Source organism: Clostridium sp. JNZ J1-5 (assembly GCF_053901425.1).
The window spans coordinates 386,884-406,063 of record NZ_CM132773.1 but is presented as its reverse complement, the minus strand read 5'-3'; the positions used below and the strand labels follow the sequence as shown (position 1 = coordinate 406,063).

Genomic DNA, 19,180 nt, shown 5'->3' with positions numbered 1-19,180 from the left:
TTAGATGAAAAATAAAGTTAGAAGAATATTTGTAGAAAAAAAACCTCCTTTTGATGTAGAAGCAAAAGGACTACTAAAGGATCTTAAGGAAAACTTGAATATAAATTCTATAGAAAGTTTAAGAATATTAAATCGCTATGATGTATCTGGAATATCAGAAGAGGAATACAATAAGGCGGAAGGCACAATTTTTTCAGAGCCTGTAGTAGATTATATATATGAAGAAGAGATAGATATAGAAGAAAATCAAATTGTTTTTGCAGTAGAATATCTTCCAGGGCAATATGATCAAAGAGCTGATTCAGCTTCTCAGTGTATACAAATATTAACGCAAAATGATATGCCTATAGTAAGATGTGCCAAAGTAATAATACTAAAGGGAAACATTTCTAGTGAAGAATTAGACAAGATTAAAAATTACTATATAAACAGTGTAGACTCTAGAGAAGCTTCTCTAGAAAAGCCAGAAAGTCTAGATATGGAATGGGAAGTTCCAAAGGATGTTGAAGTAATAGAAGGATTTATAGATAAAAACCATGATAATCTTAAAGAGTTTATGGATGAACATGGACTTGCTATGAGTTTTGAAGATTTAAAGTTCTGCCAAGAGTATTTTAAGTATACTGAAAAGAGAAATCCTACTATAACAGAGATAAAAGTTATAGACACTTATTGGTCAGATCATTGCAGACATACAACCTTCCAAACTAAAATTGAAAATGTAGAGTTTGAAGAAGGGGACTTTATAGCTCCAATAAAGGATGCTTATGAGGAATATATAAATTCAAGAAATTATGTATACCAGGATAGAGAGAAAGATATATGTCTTATGGATTTAGCTGTAATGGGAATGAAAGAACTAAGAAAAAGAGGGCTTTTAGATGACCTAGAAGAATCTGATGAGATCAATGCTTGTAGTATTGAATGTGATGTAGATGTAAATGGAAAACCTGAAAAATATCTTATAATGTTTAAAAATGAGACTCACAACCATCCTACAGAGATAGAGCCTTTTGGAGGAGCAGCAACTTGTTTAGGGGGAGCAATACGTGATCCTCTATCTGGAAGATCTTTTGTATATGGAGCTATGAGAGTAACTGGAAGTGCAGATCCTAGAAAGTCTGTTGAAGAAACACTTCCTGGAAAGCTTCCACAAAGACAAATAACCATAAAGGCAGCTAATGGATATAGTTCTTATGGTAATCAAATAGGACTTGCCACAGGACATGTAACTGAAGTGTATGATGAAGATTTTGTGGCTAAGAGAATGGAAGTAGGAGCTGTAATTGCAGCTGCACCTAAAGAAAGTGTTCTTCGTGAAGAACCAGTTAAAGGAGATTCTATAATACTTGTTGGAGGAAGAACTGGCCGTGACGGATGCGGTGGTGCAACAGGATCATCTAAAGAACACGATGAATCATCTATATTAAACTGTGGTGCTGAGGTTCAAAAAGGAAATGCTCCTACAGAGAGAAAGCTTCAAAGACTTTTTAGAAATAGTGAAGTCAGCAAACTTATTAAAAGATGCAATGACTTTGGTGCTGGTGGAGTGTCTGTTGCTATAGGAGAATTAAGTGAAGGTCTTAATATAAATCTTGATTTAGTTACAAAAAAATATGAAGGATTAGATGGAACAGAACTTGCCATATCAGAATCCCAGGAGAGAATGGCTGTTGTAGTAAGTAGTGGAAATGCAAAACAGTTCATAAAATATGCAAATATAGAAAATTTAGAAGCTATTGAAGTAGCTAGAGTTACTGATGACAGAAGATTAAAGATGAACTGGAGAGGAAATACAATAGTTGACATAAGCAGAGACTTTTTAGACACTAATGGAGTTAAGCAAAAGATAAATATAAAGGTAAAAAATCCAACTGAGATTTTAGAAGTTGAAAGAAAAGACTTTAATAATATAAAAGATAAGTGGATAGAAACTATACAAGATTTAAATGTATGCAGTCAAAAAGGATTAGTACAAAGATTTGATAATTCTATAGGAGCATCCACGGTATTAATGCCTTTTGGAGGTAAATACGGAAGCACTCCAACAGAGAGCATGTGTTTTAAAGTGCCTGTATTAGATGGAGAGACAACAACAGGAACATTAATGTCCTATGGATATAATCCTAAAATAGGTAAATGGAGTCCTTTCCATGGAGCATTATATGCTGTAGTAGAAGCAGTTACTAAAATAGTTGCAGCAGGTGGAGATTATAAAAATATTAGACTCACTCTTCAAGAGTATTTTGAGAAATTAGGAAATGATCCAGTTAAATGGGGAAAACCTTTCAGTGCATTACTTGGTGCTTTCCATGCGCAAAAGGAGCTTGGAATACCAGCAATTGGTGGTAAAGATAGTATGTCAGGAACTTTTAAAGATATCAATGTTCCACCTACTTTAGTGGCTTTTGCTGTGGATGTAGTAGATACTAATAAAGTTATATCTCCAGAATTTAAGAAAAAGGGAACTAGAGTTATTCTTTTAAAAGCTCCAAAGGATGAGTTTAACATACCTAAATTTGATGAATTAAAGAAAAACTATAATATAATTAATAAGCTTATAAATGAAGGACTAATCCTATCAGCACACAGTGTTAGAATGGGAGGTATTGCAGAAGCAGTATCTAAAATGAGCTTTGGAAATAAAATAGGAGTGAACTTTTCTAACAATATTAAACCTAAAGATTTATTTAGAGAAGACTATGGTTCAATAATCTTAGAAATAGAAGATAAAGTAGAGTTAAAAGAAGACTTTAAGGATGTAAATTATTCTCTAATAGGATTTACACAGGGTTCACCTAAGATAAAAATTCAAAACGTTGAAATTAAGATAGATGAGTTATTAGAAAAATGGGAAAGCCCACTAGAGAAGATATTCCCAACAAATACTGAAGAGATAAAAGAAAGTATAGAATTAAAATTATACGACACAAAATCAATTAAAACACCTACAATAAAAATTCCAAAACCTAAAGTATTTATTCCTGTATTCCCAGGAACAAATTGCGAGTACGACGTTGAAAAAGCTTTTAAAGTAGCTGGAGGAAAAACTGAAATAAGTGTATTCAGAAATTTAACAGCAACTGATATAGAAGAATCAATAGAAGTAATGGTGAAGCATATAAATGATTCTCAAATAATCATGCTTCCAGGTGGATTCAGTGCTGGAGATGAACCAGATGGATCAGGAAAGTTCATAGCTACTGTATTTAGAAATCCTAAGGTAAAGAATGCAGTAATGGATTTCTTAAATAATAAGGATGGATTAATGTTAGGTATATGCAATGGATTCCAAGTACTAATAAAGCTAGGATTAGTTCCTTACGGGGAAATAAGGGATATTGATGAAGAGTGTCCTACTCTAACTCATAATAAAATTGGAAGACATATGTCTAAAATCATAACTACAAAAGTAGTATCAAATCTTTCACCTTGGTTTAATAATGTAAAAGCAGGGGATATGCATAGCATAGCCATATCTCACGGAGAAGGAAGATTTGTATGTACTGAAAGCATGGCTGAAAAGCTATTTAAGAATGGACAAGTTGCAACACAATATGTGGATTTAAGTGGAAATCCAACCTATGATATAGAATTTAATCCTAATGGCTCTATGTATGCAGTTGAAGGTATAACAAGCCCAGATGGAAGAATTCTTGGAAAGATGGGTCACTCAGAGAGAATAGGAGTGAATGTCTATAAAAATGTAGTAGGAGAAACAGACCAAAAGCTATTTGAGGCAGGAGTAAACTACTTTAAATAAGGTGCTGAAAAATGGCGGCATTGAAAACTACAAGATAAAGTACTAAAAATCGAAGGTATATAATTCAACAGAGAATCTTCGCTGTGTTAAGAAGTTCTAAGTTTGTGCCTTTAAAAATTGTCTACCCAGTCCTATGCAGCGTCCTACTGCAGGTCTGGCTCCCATCCGTCCTAGATGGGAATTACGACAATTTTTAAATTCACAAACTAAGAACTTCTAAAACTCGCTCAAAATTCTCTTAATGAATTATATACCTTCTGCTTTTGGTACTTCAAATTAGGTAAATCAAGGCCGCTATTAATTATACAAAACATATATTGAGAACTGTGGTAATAATTATTATTTAGACTATAGCTAATTTACTAACCGGTGTAAGTATTATATTAATTGACTTACCAAAAAAGCGCATAATGCTTTAACCCGATGAGGGTGCAATGGTTTTAGGCGAAGCCTGTTGAAGTTGTATTAGTATTTTCTGATTGCAATTAATTATGGTATAATATAATACACATTATTACATAATTGAATTATATTGTATTATAAAAATGAGGAGGTTGCTTGTGAAAGAAAATAAACTACTATTAATATGTACTCTAATTCTATCAATATCAATAATTGTTGGAAGCATATTTATTGGCAGTTACATGTGTAGAGGCAATAAAGATACTAATGTAAATCAGGATTCATACTCATTGACCAATAGTAAAGCACTAATGACAGAGAAAGAGACAGCAGAATATTTAAATATGCCTCAAGATAAGTTTATTAGTTTAATAACTTATGAAGAATCGCAAATGAAAAAAATGAATAGCTATGATACTTATAGTTTTATACCATTTTTAAAAATTGATGGAGTAAAATATTTTAATAAGGAACAAGTGAACAAATGGGTGGAATATAACACAACAAATAGGAGAGATATTAATACTAATTCAAAATAAAGATTAGTGTAGAATCCTTTTAACATATTTAATCTAACAGAGCCTAATAATATGTACTTAGTAACTTTACAGTGTGGCTACGCCATGCAAAATTATCATTTTGCTTTTTGAAGTCCTCATAATATTTACTATAGTACTTTTTAATTGCAACTGATTAAGGCATGTAAGATTACTGGCCAGCATATATGCATTAGCCAAGCAATCTTACATGCCGCCATTTTTTTGCACTTTACTTATATTAACATGCAGATGTAGTTTTATGCTTTATTGACTGTTTAAACTATTATCATTATCATATATATCATAGACATAATAGATTTTGAGATTTGATAAAGTGTATGTAGAGATTAAAAATTTATATAAATAATCTATAAAATAAAAAGGATGAATAAATATGAAGGATTTAATTGACAAGCTTTATAAAGAAAATTATTTAAATGAAGTGGAATTACTAGATTTATTAAATAACATAACTGAAGAGGATAGGGAGTATTTAAGGTCTAAGGCTCATGATACTAGAATGAGGATATATGGAAATAGAGTATTTATGAGAGGACTAATTGAATTTACAAATTATTGCAAAAATAATTGTGTTTATTGTGGAATAAGAGCTTTAAATAAAAATGCTGATAGGTATAGATTAGATTTAGATGAAATTTTAGAATGTTGCAGGGAAGGATATAGATTAGGGTACAGAACTTTTGTGCTGCAAGGTGGAGAAGATGATTTTTATAGTGATGAAAAGCTTGTGGAGATTGTTAGAAGAATAAAAGATGAATTTAAAGATTGTGCAATAACCCTATCTATAGGTGAAAAGTCTTATGAGTCCTATAAAAGATATTATGATGCAGGGGCAGATCGTTACCTTCTAAGACATGAAACTGCATCTGAAGAATTATATAAAAAGCTACATCCTAATATGAGTTTTGAAAACAGAAGACAGTGCTTATTCAATTTAAAGGAAATTGGATATCAAGTTGGTGCAGGATTTATGGTGGGACTCCCAGGTGAGACTAATGAAGATTATGTAAAAGATTTAATGTTTTTAAAAAAACTTCAGCCTCATATGGTAGGAATAGGACCATTTATTCCTCAAAAGGATACTCCATTAGGGAAGGAAATTGGAGGAACAGTTGAAACTACAATATTAATGTTGTCTCTTGTTAGACTATTGCTGCCAGAAGTTCTTTTACCTTCTACTACTGCACTAGGTACAATAGATCCACTAGGAAGAGAGAAGGGACTAAAGTCAGGGGGAAATGTAGTTATGCCTAATTTATCTCCTCAAGGAGTAAGAGAAAAATATGCACTATATGATAATAAAATATGTACTGGAGATGAGGCGGCCCACTGCAGAAATTGCATTGAAAGAAGAATTAATAGTGCAGGTTTTACAGTGGATATGGGAAGAGGAGATAATTCACTCTGGAGTAGAAAATAGTGGAATTTTGTTATAAAATGTTGACTAATGTAAAATGAAATGATAATATTATAAAAAAATTAAATATTTATATTTATCTCATATAATTTCGGTAATATGGTTCGAAAGTTTCTACGAGGAGGCCTAAACTTCTCACTATGGGTAAATCTGTTTATGGTTATATTTATAAGTCTAGCAGCGGATTACCTTCCAAATGCTAGGCTTTTTATTATGCCTAATAATTTCTAAAAATGTTTTATTACATTTTTAGAATACCAACACAAAAAAAAGGGAGGACAACATGAACAAGACAAGTACAGGTAAAGAGTCACTATTTGAAAGAATCTTTAAATTATCTGAAAATAGGACAAGTGTAAAAACAGAAGTAATAGCAGGACTTACTACATTTATAACTATGGCATATGCATTACTAGTTATACCAAACATATTAAAATTTTCTGGAATGAATGCAGCGGGATTAAAAGGTGATGCAGCTGCAACACTTACAGCACTTAATGATCCAGTAATTGGATCGGCTTTTGCAGGAACATGTATAGCATCAGCTATAGGAACTATTATAATGGCATTATATGCAAACTTACCTTTTGCTGTAGCACCAGGTATAGGATTAACAGCTTTCTTTTCATATAGCGTTTGTCTAACATTGGGATATACTTGGCAGCAGGCATTAGCAGCAGTTTTAGTATCAGGAATATTATTTATTATAATAACTGTAACATCTATAAGAGAAAAGATCGTAGAATCTCTTCCAGAAAACTTGAAATTAGCTATAACTGGTGGTATTGGATTATTTATAGCTTTAATAGGCTTAAAAAGCGGCAGCGTTATAGTTGCAGATCCAGGTACATTAATTAAGTTTGGGGATTTTACTAATAAGAGTACATTGCTTACTATAATTGGAATAGTTATAATGGGAATTTTAATGGCACGTAATGTTAGAGGTGGTATGTTAATTTCAATAATAGTTACTACAATAATAGGAATACCTATGGGAATAACTAAGGCCTCTGAAATTCAAGTATTCTCAATGCCTGCCTTAGGTGATACATTCATGGCTTTTGACTTTAAAGGATTATTAAGTCATGGAGGCAGTGGATTTATAGGAGCAATAACAAGTATATTCATGGTAGTTATAACTTTTAGCTTGGTAGATTTATTTGATACAATAGGTACACTTGTAGGAACAGCTCAAAAAGCTAACATGATAGACAAAGATGGAAAAGTAAAAAATATGAGAAAAGCACTATTATCAGATGCTGTTGCCACTACAATAAGTGCGTTTTTCGGTACTCCAACTATGGCTACTTATGTAGAGTCAACTGCAGGAATAGCAGAAGGAGGAAGAACAGGACTTACAACCTTTGTTGTTGGAATTTTATTCTTTTTATCACTTTTCTTTGGAGGACTTGTTGGTATTGTACCAGCAGAGGCTACAGCTCCAGCCCTTGTAATTGTTGGAGTTTTAATGTTGGGAGCAGTTAAGGAAATAAATTTTGATGACTTCACAGAAGCTCTGCCAGCATTTTTTACTATAGCTATAATGCCTTTTAGTTATAGCATAGCCAACGGAATAGCAGCTGGAATAATATTTTACCCAATTATGAAGCTGGCAACTAAGAGAAGCAAAGAAGTTCATCCTATAATGTATATTCTAGCAGCACTATTTATATTGAGATTCTGGATGTTACCAGGATAAGCGTAATATTATAGGTTTATAAAATAAATTAAAACCTCTCTATTCTAAAATAATGTTTAAGAATAGGGAGGTTTTTGTATAATAAAACAGCCTTAACCTACTAATGGAAAGTTTTAAATAAATGTAAAAATCAATATTTATTTAAAACAAAACTAAAATTAAATATAATAAAATTATAGCTATTAAGTAAAACTATATAAAATGGGAAATGCATATAAATATACTTAAGACGAAAAATATTATTAGTTTAAGTTATTAATTATGGAGGATCTGATGTACCTTGGCTAAAGTTATTGTAAAAGGAGATTATTTGCACAATATATATGAAAAAAACCCTGACACAGGAAACTACATCATTCCTATTTCACTAGAAAAGTATACAGACGTTTTTAATGATTGGGATAATGCACCTTTCAAAAAAAGAGATATGAACCCTAATTTAGCAGATTTTTTGGAGGACTGTTCCAAAGATATCCCTTTTAAGTATGGACTAGATGTGGTTTTTTCTATATCCAATGAAAAAAAGGATGTATCAAGGGAGCGGATGTTAGTTTCCAGCTTTAGAATGTATTATTCTTCATATTTTAAGAATGAATCTAAATTTTTAAAAGGTGCATATACTAGACTTGTTAAGTATACTTCTACAGCATTTATATTCCTTTCTACTGCATTTCTTACGAAAAAACTATATGAGGAAAATGTGTTCTTTAATACTCTTAAAGAAGGTATACAAATAGGAGCCTGGGTATTTTTATGGGAAGCTATTACTTTCTTCTTCTTTAAGAGAGGAGAAGTAACTGATGAAATAAAAAGATATAAAAGATTAAGTGAATGTAATATTTTTTTTAAATACAATGGAGAGTTTTAAATGAATGTAAAAATCAACATTCATTTAAAACAGAGCCAAATAAATATGTACGAGGTGATGAAAAATGAAAATAGCATTAGCCCAAATGGATATACTTTGGGAGGATAAAGAGAATAACAAAATAAAATGTGAAAATTTCATAGCACAAGCTAAGGAAAAGGGAGCAGATATAATAGCATTTCCAGAGATGACCCTTACAGGCTTTTCTCAAAATGCTAGTAAAATAGGGGAGACAAATAATGAAACAATAGATTGGTTTAAAAATCAATCTATTAAATATGGAATAAACACTTGCTTTGGATACGTTGAAAAATGTGATTTAAAAGGCAAAAATAAATTGGCTGTCATATCTCCAGAAGGCAAAGAGATTAGCAGCTATACAAAAATTCATCCTTTTTCATATGGAAATGAAGATAAATTTTATTACAAAGGTACAGATATAAATTTATTTAATATAGGAGATGCTGTAGTATCAACAGCTATATGCTATGATTTAAGATTTCCAGAGATATTTCAAGCAGCTTCTAAGAGAGCTGAACTGATTATTGTAATTGCAAATTGGCCTAAAAGCAGGATAGATGCTTGGATAACTTTATTAAAGGCAAGAGCCATTGAAAACCAATGTTATATAGCTGGTGTAAATCGCGTAGGAAATGGAGATAGTATTGAATACTGCGGAGATTCTATGATTGTAGATCCTAAAGGTAATGTGTTAGCTAGTTCACGAGATAATGAAGAAATAATAATTGCTGAAATAGATACAAAAATTGTAGAACAAATTAGAGAAAGCTTCCCATATAAGATGGACAGGCAGGAAGAGCTATATATTAGATTATTTCAGCAAAATTATTAGGTTATGTTTTAAATGAATGTAAAAATCAACATTCATTTAAAACATAGCTAATTAATAAAGGTTGTCCTAAAACCAAAATAATTGATATATATGGCTATGTCTATTAATTAAGGTCTTAAGATAACCTATTGTAATTTTCAGTAGATTATTTTTTAAAATAATATAGCTTTCCGTCTTCAATAGAACAATCTATAAGATCTTTGCCATATAAGTAGGACAAGAAAGCAGAAACAGAGGATAAATTCACTATGTACTTTTTCATTCCCACAGAAATATCATTTAAAACTATTATGTTTTCTAATATATCTTCTCTTGTACAAGGTTGATCTAATAGTTCTAGAATAGTGTTTATATGTTTTTCTATATTGCATAAGTTTTTGTCTATTAAATCTACAAGTTCATCTTTTGTAAGGACATTTTTACCATGACTGATTATAAAATAATCTGCATCAATGTCTTTAGCCCTATTTAAAGTTTCAATAGTATCACCTATATCAAATAAGAAGGGAAAAGGGTATTTTTCTAAAGTTTCATGACTAAAAATACTGTCTCCAAGAAAACAAACTTTTTCCGGGGTTATTACAGCTATATGTTCTTGAGAATGACCAGACATTTGTAGAATCTCAATCTTTTCATCATTAATTTTATTTGTACCATAGTCCAAAACAAAATCTACTTCAAATGGCTTTATATTTTGAGAAAGCTTTTTTATGGGATTAGATGAAAATGCAATAACTGAAAGTAATTCTGGATTTTCCATATAAACTTTTTCTTTTTTTGATGTATAAACGAGAGTACCAGAATAGTTTTCTTTAAAGTAGTGATTTCCACCACAATGATCTAGATGGCCATGAGTGTTTATTATATATTTAGGGTGAAGATTATTACTTTTTAAAACTTCATCAATCTTTTTAGCAGAAGAATTATTAAGCCCACTATCTATAAGTAAACAAAATTTATTTTTAAAAGCATAAATACCTATATTAGTTGGAGCATCTAAATAATATGTATTACCTTTTATCTTATTTAGTTCCAATAGAGACACTTCCTTTGAATTAAATTTTATAATATAAAAATATATCATAATTAATTTAAAATAACAAATTTTCTTGTTGACAGGCAGTCAAGAAAGAGGTATTATACTAATGTAAATATTTACATCACATATATAAATATTTATACTTATGATGGCAGTTGACCATTAGGGCAATTGACATGATTAGTTCGTAGGCAAGCAGGCAGTTGACCGAATAGGCAATTGACCTGCTTTTTGGTTACAAAGTGGTTTATAAAGGCATAATTAAATCTAGGAGGGATGAGTAGTTGCTAGTAATAAAGAAGAATGGTAATTTTCAGAATTTTGAAACGAATAAGATGAAATTATCTATGATGGGAGCCTCAGACGATATAGATGAACCTTTAAACGAATCAGATTTAAAAATTTTATCCGATAAAGTTATGAAAACAATAAATAGTAATTATAGTGAAAAAATAAGTTCAGCAGATATACACAAAATTGTAGTAGATGTTTTGAATGAGAATGGATTTGCCAATGTAGCAAAAGCCTATGAAGAAGGTTCTAAGTAGATATATAAGACCTCTGGAAGATTTCAGAGGTCTTTTTTTTTAACGTTCTATTAACAATGTGGCATATTAGCTTTACATATTACCAATACTAGTGCATAATAGTTTTTAGTGATATTTCAATGGTTAAGGAGGAAAAAACATGTCAAACATAAGCAATGACGAAGAAAATATAAACGTTAATATTGAAGAAAATAATGAAAACAAAATTAATGAGGAAGTAAGTAATGAAAAAATAAATGAATTAGCTAATGAAGAAACAACTAATAAAGAAATGACTAAAGAAATAGCTAGAGAAGAAATAATTGAAGTAGAAAATAAAAATACTGAAGGGGTTAATAATAAAGTAAGCTTTAAAGATGCATTTTCATCAATAAGTGTAGACATATTAATCACAGCAGCGCTTTCAGTTGTAGGTATAATTTTATTTGATGTTATTCTAAGAGTAACTGCAGGCTATTATGTAAAAGAAAAAGCATCTGTGTTCTTAATTATATATTTAATAATGACACTATTATACACAAGCATTATGGAAAGCTCTAAAGGAAATACTATAGGAAAAAGATTAGCTAAATTAAAATTAACTAAAATGGAGTAGACTTAGGAGAATACATATGAAAAAGAGAAAAGTATATGAATTTGATATAGTTGATACAGAATTTCCAGGCTTTGGAGTAGCATATCATGAAGGCACAAAGGTATTAATAAAAAATGCTCTTCCAGGTCAGAGAGTAGAAGCTTTTGTAAATAAAAAAACAAAGGAATATGCTAAAGCAAAGTTAAACAATGTTATTAAAGATGTAGATTATAAAGTTAAGCCAGAATGTTCAATTTTTGAAATGTGTGGAGGCTGCAGTCATCAATTTATTTCATATGAAAAGCAGCTGGAAAATAAGAAAGAGCAAGTTTTGAAGTTATTTAAAGAAGCTAATATTGATGGATTTGAATTTCTAGGAATAGAAGGCAGTCCAGAAATTTATGGATATAGAAACAAAATGGAATTTACCTTTGGAGATATGGAAAAAGGGGGAGAACTTACCCTTGGAATGCATGCTCAAGGTAAAAGCTTTGGTATTATAACTGCAGATATATGCAAAATAGTAGATAGCGATTTTAGATTAATATTACAGACTGTACTAGATTATTTTAGAAATACTGGGTTACCTCATTATAGAATAATGAGCCACCAAGGCTATCTTAGAAATTTAGTAATCAGAAAAGGCAAAAATACTGGAGAGATCTTAATTAACTTAGTAACCACTTCTCAAGTAGAATTTGATATGGCTGAAATAACCGAAATACTTAAAGAGCTTAACTATATGGGAGAGTTAAAAGGAATACTTCACACAATAAACGACTCACTATCTGATGTAGTTCAAGCTGATAGAATAGAAACGCTATTTGGAAGAGACTACATAATAGAAGAAATACTAGGTTTAAAGTTTAAAATATCACCTTTTTCTTTCTTCCAGACAAACTCTAAAGGTGCTGAGAAGTTATATAGCATAGTTAGAGAATTTATGGGAGATGCAAATTCAAAGACAGTATTTGACCTTTACTGTGGAACAGGCACTATAGGCCAAATATCAGCCCATAATGCTAAAAAAGTTATAGGAATTGAACTTATAGAAGAAGCTGCAAAAGCAGCTAATGAAAATGCAAAACTAAATGGCCTTAATAATTGCCAGTTTATAGCTGGAGATGTAGCAAAGGCTATTGTAGATATAAAAGAAAAACCAGATATAGTAATTCTAGATCCACCAAGACCAGGAGTCCATCCTAATGCACTAAAATACGTGGCGAAGTTTAATCCTAAGGATATAATCTACGTTTCATGTAATCCAAAGACATTAGTTCAGGATTTGAAAGTGCTAATTAGTGAAGGCTATAAGGTGGATAAGGTTAAGGTAATGGATATGTTTCCGCATACGCCGCATGTTGAGGTGGTTGTTAAACTTATGAAGAGCGAAGTGATGAAGTAAGTTTTTTACAACCACCCATGCAAGGGCTCCCCAAGAATCCGAGAGAAGCGACAGATGATTGGTAGGAGCCTACTGCTGAGACAGTTGTAAGGCTAATAAATAGGCTGATATTAAAGGCTTTGAAGGCTTTTATGAAAATTTGATAGTGTGCTATATATTCCCTCAGACTAATGGTTTGAGGGAATTATTCTTTAGGGGGTCTAACTTTTACGCAGAACTATCTGGTCTTTTGACCCTTGTATTTCTTACGCGATCCATAGTTAAACTGGAGGAAAGTAGATTAACACTCTATATGCGTTATTCCTTGAATAGAACTTTTTCTCATACGTTTCATATAATATTATATAAATCATTAATCCAAAAAATAGTTAAAGTATGTAGTTTGTGAGGTGATACATTGGAAAGACTAAATCCAGATAAGTTGTATGTTGATTTCAGAACTGGTGTTACAATGACCCATCCAGTAATAGGACGTAAGTACACATTAACGCATTCAGATATAACCGCAGACCTTTTTCTTATCATAGGTCTAGAGTTTGCCTATGACAAGGTCAATGCCATGAGAGATGAAGTGCTTGCAGAATGGAGAATGAATAATGGATTTCTATTTCTATATGTATATGTTTATGTAGATGGTCAGTTTGGTCCAGCAGTATCAGCTGTGCGTAATGCAATTTTCAGGCGTGAGCTGCCGTTAGCTTTGGAAGCTATCAGATATGGGGATAGAAGATTTTTTGCTGCTCATCCTGATTTAGACAAAGCGCCGATATGGATACGTTTTGACTCAACAAATCCGGAGTATAACCGGTTCGAGAACTGGGGTACTCCTAATGATTATAAGTAAGATGCACCTCTAATATGATATTTTTGTCCGCCGCTGGATTCTTTCTTCCTATAATTGTTTATGTGTTATTGTCAATAAAAATTCCTCAAAAATGGGACTGAAAATTCCCCACTTTAGATAAAAAATTATTTGTGACTTTCGTCACAGGAGATTTCTTTTAATATACTTTCTCTTTGTTTCATCCTATAACTCTCACCTTTTATAACTACAAAGTGGCAATGATGTATGAATCTATCTAAGATAGCAGTAGCTAAAACTGGATCATAAAAAATCCTTCCCCATTCATCAAAAACCTTATTTGTAGTAATGATAATAGAGCCATTTTCATATCTTCGAGCGATAATTTCATAAAAATCATCTACATTGCTTTGTGTGAGCTTTTTTAAACCTAGCTCATCTAATATTAGTAAATCTGGTGATATGTACTTCTTTATTTTTGAGTTAAAAGAATTATCTGCTCTAGACATATATAGCTCTTCGAGCATTTGGTTAACTGTAGTAAATAGAACATTATATCCTTGGGCGATAGCCTTAAAACCTAAAGCTATCGCTAAATGAGTTTTGCCAGTTCCAGGTGGACCAATAAATGCTATATTCTCTTTTTTTCTTATAAATTCACAAGTCCCTAAATTATAAATAAATCTTTTATTAACCGTAGGGTGATAATTAAAATTATATTCTTCCAAAGATTTATGTTGTGGGAACTTTGCATTAGAAATTCTCTTAGTATTACTATTATTTTTTCTGTTTAATACCTCGTCATTTATTAATAACTCAATAAACTCCATGAAAGATAAATTATCTTTTATGGCTTCTTCATTCCTCATATCAATGGTTTTAATAACCCCTGAGAGTTTCAAATCTTTTAGTTTAGATAAAAGCAAATCATTCATTCTTTGCTACTCCCCCTGATAGTAATTTATTATATTCATGCAAACTTCTTGCTATTTCTGTAGCTTCAGAGTTAACATAGCTTTGAGCTGGTATCTCATCACAAACTACACCTCTATCACAGATATTTTTTATCATTTTATAACTTATAGCATTAAATGTTATAGCTCTTTTACAGGCTTCGGTTATAGTTCCACTATCATATTTTTTTCTTAAAGAGAGTACTCCAGAAATTGCTCTATAATCATATTTTCTATTTTTAAGATTGGTATTTAAGTATTTCTCATAAAATTCCAGTGCATGAATTCCTATTTTAGCCATTTCTAATTTTTGTCTTGACAAAATGTCCTTAATAGAGATATTCTTACTTCTAGGATAGTGGTTTATATCTGTTATGAAGTTGCCCTTTTCATTGGTCTGCAAACTATGGAGGGCGATTTCTTTTTCAGATAAAAATATCCTTAAAAGTCCATTCATTTCTATTACTTTAACAGTTTGTCCGATAAACCCATAAGGTACAGAATAGTAATTACCTTTATAGGAGATATGGCAGTTTGTATTTACAAGACACTCACTGCTGTGAGATAGGACGAAGTCCTCAATTGGTAGAGATAATAATCTATTCTTTTCTGTAGATGTGAATACTTCTATTGGTGTTTTTTTAGTAGTCCCATGTATTCTTTTATTTGCAATATTATCAAGCCACTCTCTTAGGAAAGTCTTTGCTTCGTCAGCATCCTTAAATTCTCTTCCTTTAAAGCAATTATTTTTTACATATTTGACAGATGATTCAACTTTTCCTTTATCCGTAGAAGTATAAACTCTGCAGGGCTCCGCCAAAAATCCATAATAAGATGCAAATGCAGCATATTCTTTTTGAATTACAGGCTCATAGAAGTCGGTTTCTAAAATACCAGCCTTCAAGTTATCAATTTTTATACTTTGTGGGATGCCTCCAAAATACTTAAAAGCAGCCTTATGGCACTCAATAAAGGTCTTAACGCTTTGGTCAAATACTATTTGAACGTACATATACCTTGAATAGCTTAATGTCATTACAAAGATCCAAGCTTTTTTATATGTGTTATTTATTTTTAAAGTCCCTATATAACCAAAGTCTACCTGAGCTTCTTCACCAGGCTGCGAATGAAGAACCATGTATACCTTAGAAGGGATATCCTTTATTGTTTTAACATATTTTTTAACAGTGTCATAACCTCCATCAAAGTTAAAATCTCTTATTAAGTCTTGATGTATTCTTTTGGCCGTCAGGCCTTTATTTGCTTGAATTTGAATATATTCCTTATGTGGATCTAAAATTGATGGCCTAGTCTTTTTAATAACCTCACCTTCGGTTTCTATTGCTGTCAAAACCTTTCTTACAGTCTTCCTATCAATTTTTAACATCCTTGATATTTGAGACTTATTCAATCCTTTTTTATAAAGTGTTTCGATTGTTGTATGCATTGCTATCCCCAACATATCCTTTCCTCCTATGTACTTGTTAAAATAATTTAACTACATAGGATAATATTTTTAAAGAGAGGTGAGGATTTTTTAATCCCATAAGTGGGTATTGTTATATTACCATTAACAGTTTATGTTAAGCAGATGTGCTTTGATTTAAAGGAATCTATTAAGGAATTATTAGAGATGCTGGAGGAACAATTATGAATTTTGGATTAAGAAATAGTGATTTAGAGTATATTGTTAATACTATAAAAAGTTTTCCAGAAGTAAAAAAGGCTGTAATTTTTGGTTCTAGAGCAAAAGGAAATCATAAACCTGGTTCTGATATAGATATAGCCATTTGCGGAGAAAAAATAGGTTTTAGTATAATAGCAAGACTTCATGTACAACTTGAAGATGAGAGCTCTATGCCATACTTATTCGATATAGTTGATTTTACTCATTTAAATCATAAGGAATTACGAGAACATATAGAACGAGTTGAAAAAGTTATTTATGATGATAAATTAATTTAATAAAGTAGAAGAAGTAAAAATCCTAAAAGTATAAAAGAAAATATATTTGTAGGATTTTTCAATTTAGAAATATGGAGGGAATATGTTCCTTGATACGGGCAAGACGAGTCAAGAAGTATAAGTGAAAACTGTACTTGGTGGATAAGAAGAAAATATGAACAGGGGAAGCTTTCGGTAAACTATACAAAATTCTTAGGCTACGACAAGGGTGAAGATGGTAATCTAGTGATTAATGAAAAATAAGCCAAGATTGTAAAAAGGATTTACACAGGTTACCTTGATGGAAAGGGTGCTAATAGAATAGCAAAGGAACTTGAAGAAGAAGGAGTTCCAAATTGGAATTGAAAGTCAGAATGGTACGAAAGTAGTATAAGAAAAATGCTTAGTAATGAAAAGTATAAGAGAGATGCACTATTTCAAAAGACCTACACGGTGGATTTCCTTATAAAGAAAAGGGTAGAGAATAATGGTGAGGTTCCTCAATACTATGTTGAAGAAAGCCATCCTGCCATAATAGATAAAGAAATGTGGGAGGCAGTACAGCTTGAAATGGAGAGAAGAAGAGTCTTTGCTGAAAAATATAACATTAGCAAATTAGATTATGCCACAGTTGATAATCCTTTTGCTGGAAGAGTTATTTGTGGACACTGTGGCAGTACCTTTGGGAGAAAGGTATGGAACTCCAACAATGAAAGACTTAGAAGAATTATTTGGAGATGTAATAAGAAGTATGTAGTTAAAGGTGAGAAAAGCTGTGAGAATAAGCATATAGATGATAGAGTTTTATACCAAGCTTTTATAAATACCTTTAATGTAATGATTGAAAGTAGGAATTACTTCATGGAAAAGTGGAAGGAACATTTGAAAAGTGATAACTTGCTTCAAAGATATAAGGCAAAGCAGTTTATGAGAATTATAGAAAATGCAGAACCAATAGAAGAATTTGATATGGATTTGTTTTTTAGGATTATCGAAAAGATTACTGTGTTTGAAGGGGAGAAAATCATTGTAACCTTGCTTGATGGAACGGAGATAGAAGTTGTAATTGAATAAGGTATGTAAGAATAGCCAGTTGGAGTGAACTATAAAATTCACTTTGACTGGCTTTATTTATTTGATAAAAAGATTGCAATGGTAATTTTGTGAAAAATATGGCAAAATGCTGTATTTTTATGTATAATTACAGTGTACTATTATACATATTTGAATATAGAGCGAAATTAATAAAAATTTTGTATTTTAGTCCTACATGGACATTATATGTCTATCTAAAAGATTATAATAAAGATAGATAGTGGTGATAAATATGATTGATGAAAAAGATGTAAAGGTTAATCGTATATTAACAATATACTCAAAATTAGTACATGGTGAGATTGTTAATAAAAGGGAAATGGCTGAACTATTTAATGTAAATGAAAAAACAATTCAGAGGGACTTAGATGATATAAGGGTTTATTTCAGTGACAACCGGGAAAGTTTAGGCTCTAAGGATATTGTATACAGGCGTGATAAGAAGGGTTATAGTCTTGATAATAGAGATGACATACTTACTAGAGAAGATATTCTTGCTATAACAAAAATATTACTTGAAAGCAGAGCTTTTTGTAAGGATGAACTAAAGCATCTAACTAATTCTATATTAGGACAAGTTGATGCTAAACAAAGGAAGTATGTTAAAGATATAATTGGGAATGAACTATTAAATTATGTTCCTTTGAAGCATAGTGACTTGCTCTTATCAAAAATATGGGATTTGAGTGAATTAATAAGGAATAAAGAAGTAACACAAATAACATATATAAAGATTGATGGTGTAGAAGTAAAAAGAATAGTTAAGCCAGTAGCAATTATATTTTCGGAATATTATTTTTACTTAATAGCTTATTTTAATGATTTTGATTCACCAACTGTATTTAGAATTGATAGGATTAAAGAATATAAAGCATTAGGAGAAAAATTCTATATACCAAGTTCAGGAAGATTTGAAGATGGAGAGTTTAGAAAAAGAGTTCAATTTATGTATGCTGGTAAGCTTATGAAAATAAAATTTGAGTTTACAGGATCTTCAATAGATGCAATATTAGATAAGTTGCCTACAGCAAGGATCATAGAAACATTAGAAAATAAATTTATATTAGAAGCTGAGGTTTATGGTAAGGGAATAATTATGTGGTTATTGAGTCAGGGGAAGAATATCAGAGTAATCTCACCAGTTGAACTATACGAGGAGATATTAAGTGAAATTGATCAAATCAGAAGATTGTATTAGATAACCTATAATAGTAATTGAAATGGATTATTTTATAATAACCATATTAGTTAAATACAA

16 protein-coding genes, 1 pseudogene and 1 riboswitch are annotated in these 19,180 nt (G+C 31.1%); of the genes and pseudogenes, 14 read left to right on the top strand and 3 right to left on the bottom strand.

Annotated features, from left to right (window positions below; translation table 11 throughout):
• Positions 1 to 4: 4 nt before the first annotated feature.
• The 6 genes from ACWW38_RS02035 to ACWW38_RS02010 all read left to right on the top strand — a co-directional run bounded on the left by ACWW38_RS02035 (position 5) and on the right by ACWW38_RS02010 (position 9,562).
• Positions 5 to 3,763, top strand: a complete 3,759-nt coding sequence (locus ACWW38_RS02035) for a phosphoribosylformylglycinamidine synthase (RefSeq protein ID WP_456259161.1) — start codon at positions 5 to 7, stop codon at positions 3,761 to 3,763.
• A 560-nt stretch (positions 3,764 to 4,323) separates the two neighbouring features.
• Positions 4,324 to 4,704 carry a hypothetical protein gene (locus tag ACWW38_RS02030; protein ID WP_456259160.1) on the top strand — a complete coding sequence of 127 codons (381 nt, stop codon included), beginning with the start codon at positions 4,324 to 4,326 and terminating at the stop codon, positions 4,702 to 4,704.
• Between the two features lie 394 nt (positions 4,705 to 5,098).
• Positions 5,099 to 6,145: a [FeFe] hydrogenase H-cluster radical SAM maturase HydE gene (hydE, locus tag ACWW38_RS02025; protein WP_456259159.1), complete on the top strand. Its 1,047-nt coding sequence runs from the start codon at positions 5,099 to 5,101 to the stop codon at positions 6,143 to 6,145.
• A 58-nt stretch (positions 6,146 to 6,203) separates the two neighbouring features.
• Positions 6,204 to 6,303: riboswitch (purine riboswitch) on the top strand.
• 122 nt (positions 6,304 to 6,425) lie between these two features.
• Positions 6,426 to 7,841, top strand: coding sequence for an NCS2 family permease (locus tag ACWW38_RS02020; RefSeq protein WP_456259158.1), 1,416 nt, complete (start codon positions 6,426 to 6,428; stop codon positions 7,839 to 7,841).
• Positions 7,842 to 8,121: 280 nt separating this feature from the next.
• Positions 8,122 to 8,709 carry a hypothetical protein gene (locus ACWW38_RS02015; RefSeq protein WP_456259157.1) on the top strand — a complete coding sequence of 196 codons (588 nt, stop codon included), beginning with the start codon at positions 8,122 to 8,124 and terminating at the stop codon, positions 8,707 to 8,709.
• A gap of 64 nt (positions 8,710 to 8,773) precedes the next feature.
• The gene (locus tag ACWW38_RS02010) at positions 8,774 to 9,562 is read left to right on the top strand and encodes a carbon-nitrogen family hydrolase (RefSeq protein ID WP_456259156.1); all 789 of its coding nucleotides are present in this window, start codon (positions 8,774 to 8,776) and stop codon (positions 9,560 to 9,562) included.
• A gap of 145 nt (positions 9,563 to 9,707) precedes the next feature.
• Here ACWW38_RS02010 and ACWW38_RS02005 read toward each other — a convergent pair whose 3' ends face one another.
• Positions 9,708 to 10,598, bottom strand: a complete 891-nt coding sequence (locus ACWW38_RS02005) for an MBL fold metallo-hydrolase (protein ID WP_456259155.1) — start codon at positions 10,596 to 10,598, stop codon at positions 9,708 to 9,710.
• Positions 10,599 to 10,885: 287 nt separating this feature from the next.
• On the opposite strand from ACWW38_RS02005, the gene ACWW38_RS02000 reads away from it, so the two are divergent.
• The 4 genes from ACWW38_RS02000 (at position 10,886) to ACWW38_RS01985 (ending at position 13,972) form a co-directional block, all read left to right on the top strand.
• Positions 10,886 to 11,149, top strand: coding sequence for an ATP cone domain-containing protein (locus ACWW38_RS02000; protein WP_456259154.1), 264 nt, complete (start codon positions 10,886 to 10,888; stop codon positions 11,147 to 11,149).
• Positions 11,150 to 11,288: 139 nt separating this feature from the next.
• Positions 11,289 to 11,744, top strand: coding sequence for an RDD family protein (locus ACWW38_RS01995; RefSeq protein ID WP_456259153.1), 456 nt, complete (start codon positions 11,289 to 11,291; stop codon positions 11,742 to 11,744).
• Positions 11,745 to 11,760: 16 nt separating this feature from the next.
• Positions 11,761 to 13,128, top strand: coding sequence for a 23S rRNA (uracil(1939)-C(5))-methyltransferase RlmD (gene rlmD, locus ACWW38_RS01990; RefSeq protein ID WP_456259152.1), 1,368 nt, complete (start codon positions 11,761 to 11,763; stop codon positions 13,126 to 13,128).
• 397 nt (positions 13,129 to 13,525) lie between these two features.
• Positions 13,526 to 13,972, top strand: a complete 447-nt coding sequence (locus ACWW38_RS01985) for a staygreen family protein (protein ID WP_456259151.1) — start codon at positions 13,526 to 13,528, stop codon at positions 13,970 to 13,972.
• 125 nt (positions 13,973 to 14,097) lie between these two features.
• Here the strand turns inward: ACWW38_RS01985 and istB are convergent, their stop codons facing one another.
• Both istB and istA read right to left on the bottom strand, forming a co-directional pair.
• Positions 14,098 to 14,865 carry an IS21-like element helper ATPase IstB gene (gene istB / locus ACWW38_RS01980; RefSeq protein ID WP_456259150.1) on the bottom strand — a complete coding sequence of 256 codons (768 nt, stop codon included), beginning with the start codon at positions 14,863 to 14,865 and terminating at the stop codon, positions 14,098 to 14,100.
• Positions 14,858 to 16,330 (bottom strand): IS21 family transposase, encoded by a 1,473-nt coding sequence (gene istA / locus ACWW38_RS01975; protein WP_456260396.1) that lies wholly within the window; start codon positions 16,328 to 16,330, stop codon positions 14,858 to 14,860. Before istA ends, istB begins: the two co-directional genes overlap by 8 nt.
• 203 nt (positions 16,331 to 16,533) lie before the next feature.
• Here istA and ACWW38_RS01970 point away from each other — a divergent pair, with 203 nt between their 5' ends.
• The 4 genes and pseudogenes from ACWW38_RS01970 (at position 16,534) to ACWW38_RS01955 (ending at position 19,120) form a co-directional block, all read left to right on the top strand.
• A complete protein-coding gene (locus ACWW38_RS01970; RefSeq protein ID WP_456259149.1) occupies positions 16,534 to 16,848 on the top strand; it encodes a nucleotidyltransferase family protein in 315 nt (104 codons plus the stop codon).
• 249 nt (positions 16,849 to 17,097) lie between these two features.
• Positions 17,098 to 17,349 (top strand): annotated as a pseudogene (locus tag ACWW38_RS01965) (recombinase family protein); the annotation flags it as partial.
• Positions 17,350 to 17,373: 24 nt separating this feature from the next.
• Positions 17,374 to 17,901, top strand: a complete 528-nt coding sequence (locus ACWW38_RS01960) for a zinc ribbon domain-containing protein (protein WP_456260395.1) — start codon at positions 17,374 to 17,376, stop codon at positions 17,899 to 17,901.
• A 253-nt stretch (positions 17,902 to 18,154) separates the two neighbouring features.
• A complete protein-coding gene (locus tag ACWW38_RS01955) occupies positions 18,155 to 19,120 on the top strand; it encodes a helix-turn-helix transcriptional regulator (RefSeq protein WP_456259148.1) in 966 nt (321 codons plus the stop codon).
• The last annotated feature ends 60 nt before the right edge of the window (positions 19,121 to 19,180 follow it).

What these genes read in the sequence shown, in the direction of transcription:
- ACWW38_RS02035 (WP_456259161.1), top strand. Translation starts at nt 5, where the DNA reads ATGAAAAATAAAGTTAGAAGAATATTTGTAGAAAAAAAACCTCCTTTT.
- hydE (WP_456259159.1), top strand. Translation starts at nt 5,099, where the DNA reads ATGAAGGATTTAATTGACAAGCTTTATAAAGAAAATTATTTAAATGAA.
- ACWW38_RS02020 (WP_456259158.1), top strand. Translation starts at nt 6,426, where the DNA reads ATGAACAAGACAAGTACAGGTAAAGAGTCACTATTTGAAAGAATCTTT.
- ACWW38_RS02010 (WP_456259156.1), top strand. Translation starts at nt 8,774, where the DNA reads ATGAAAATAGCATTAGCCCAAATGGATATACTTTGGGAGGATAAAGAG.
- ACWW38_RS01995 (WP_456259153.1), top strand. Translation starts at nt 11,289, where the DNA reads ATGTCAAACATAAGCAATGACGAAGAAAATATAAACGTTAATATTGAA.
- rlmD (WP_456259152.1), top strand. Translation starts at nt 11,761, where the DNA reads ATGAAAAAGAGAAAAGTATATGAATTTGATATAGTTGATACAGAATTT.
- istB (WP_456259150.1), bottom strand. Translation starts at nt 14,865, where the DNA reads ATGAATGATTTGCTTTTATCTAAACTAAAAGATTTGAAACTCTCAGGG.
- istA (WP_456260396.1), bottom strand. Translation starts at nt 16,330, where the DNA reads ATGCATACAACAATCGAAACACTTTATAAAAAAGGATTGAATAAGTCT.
- ACWW38_RS01970 (WP_456259149.1), top strand. Translation starts at nt 16,534, where the DNA reads ATGAATTTTGGATTAAGAAATAGTGATTTAGAGTATATTGTTAATACT.
- ACWW38_RS01960 (WP_456260395.1), top strand. Translation starts at nt 17,374, where the DNA reads ATGTGGGAGGCAGTACAGCTTGAAATGGAGAGAAGAAGAGTCTTTGCT.
- ACWW38_RS01955 (WP_456259148.1), top strand. Translation starts at nt 18,155, where the DNA reads ATGATTGATGAAAAAGATGTAAAGGTTAATCGTATATTAACAATATAC.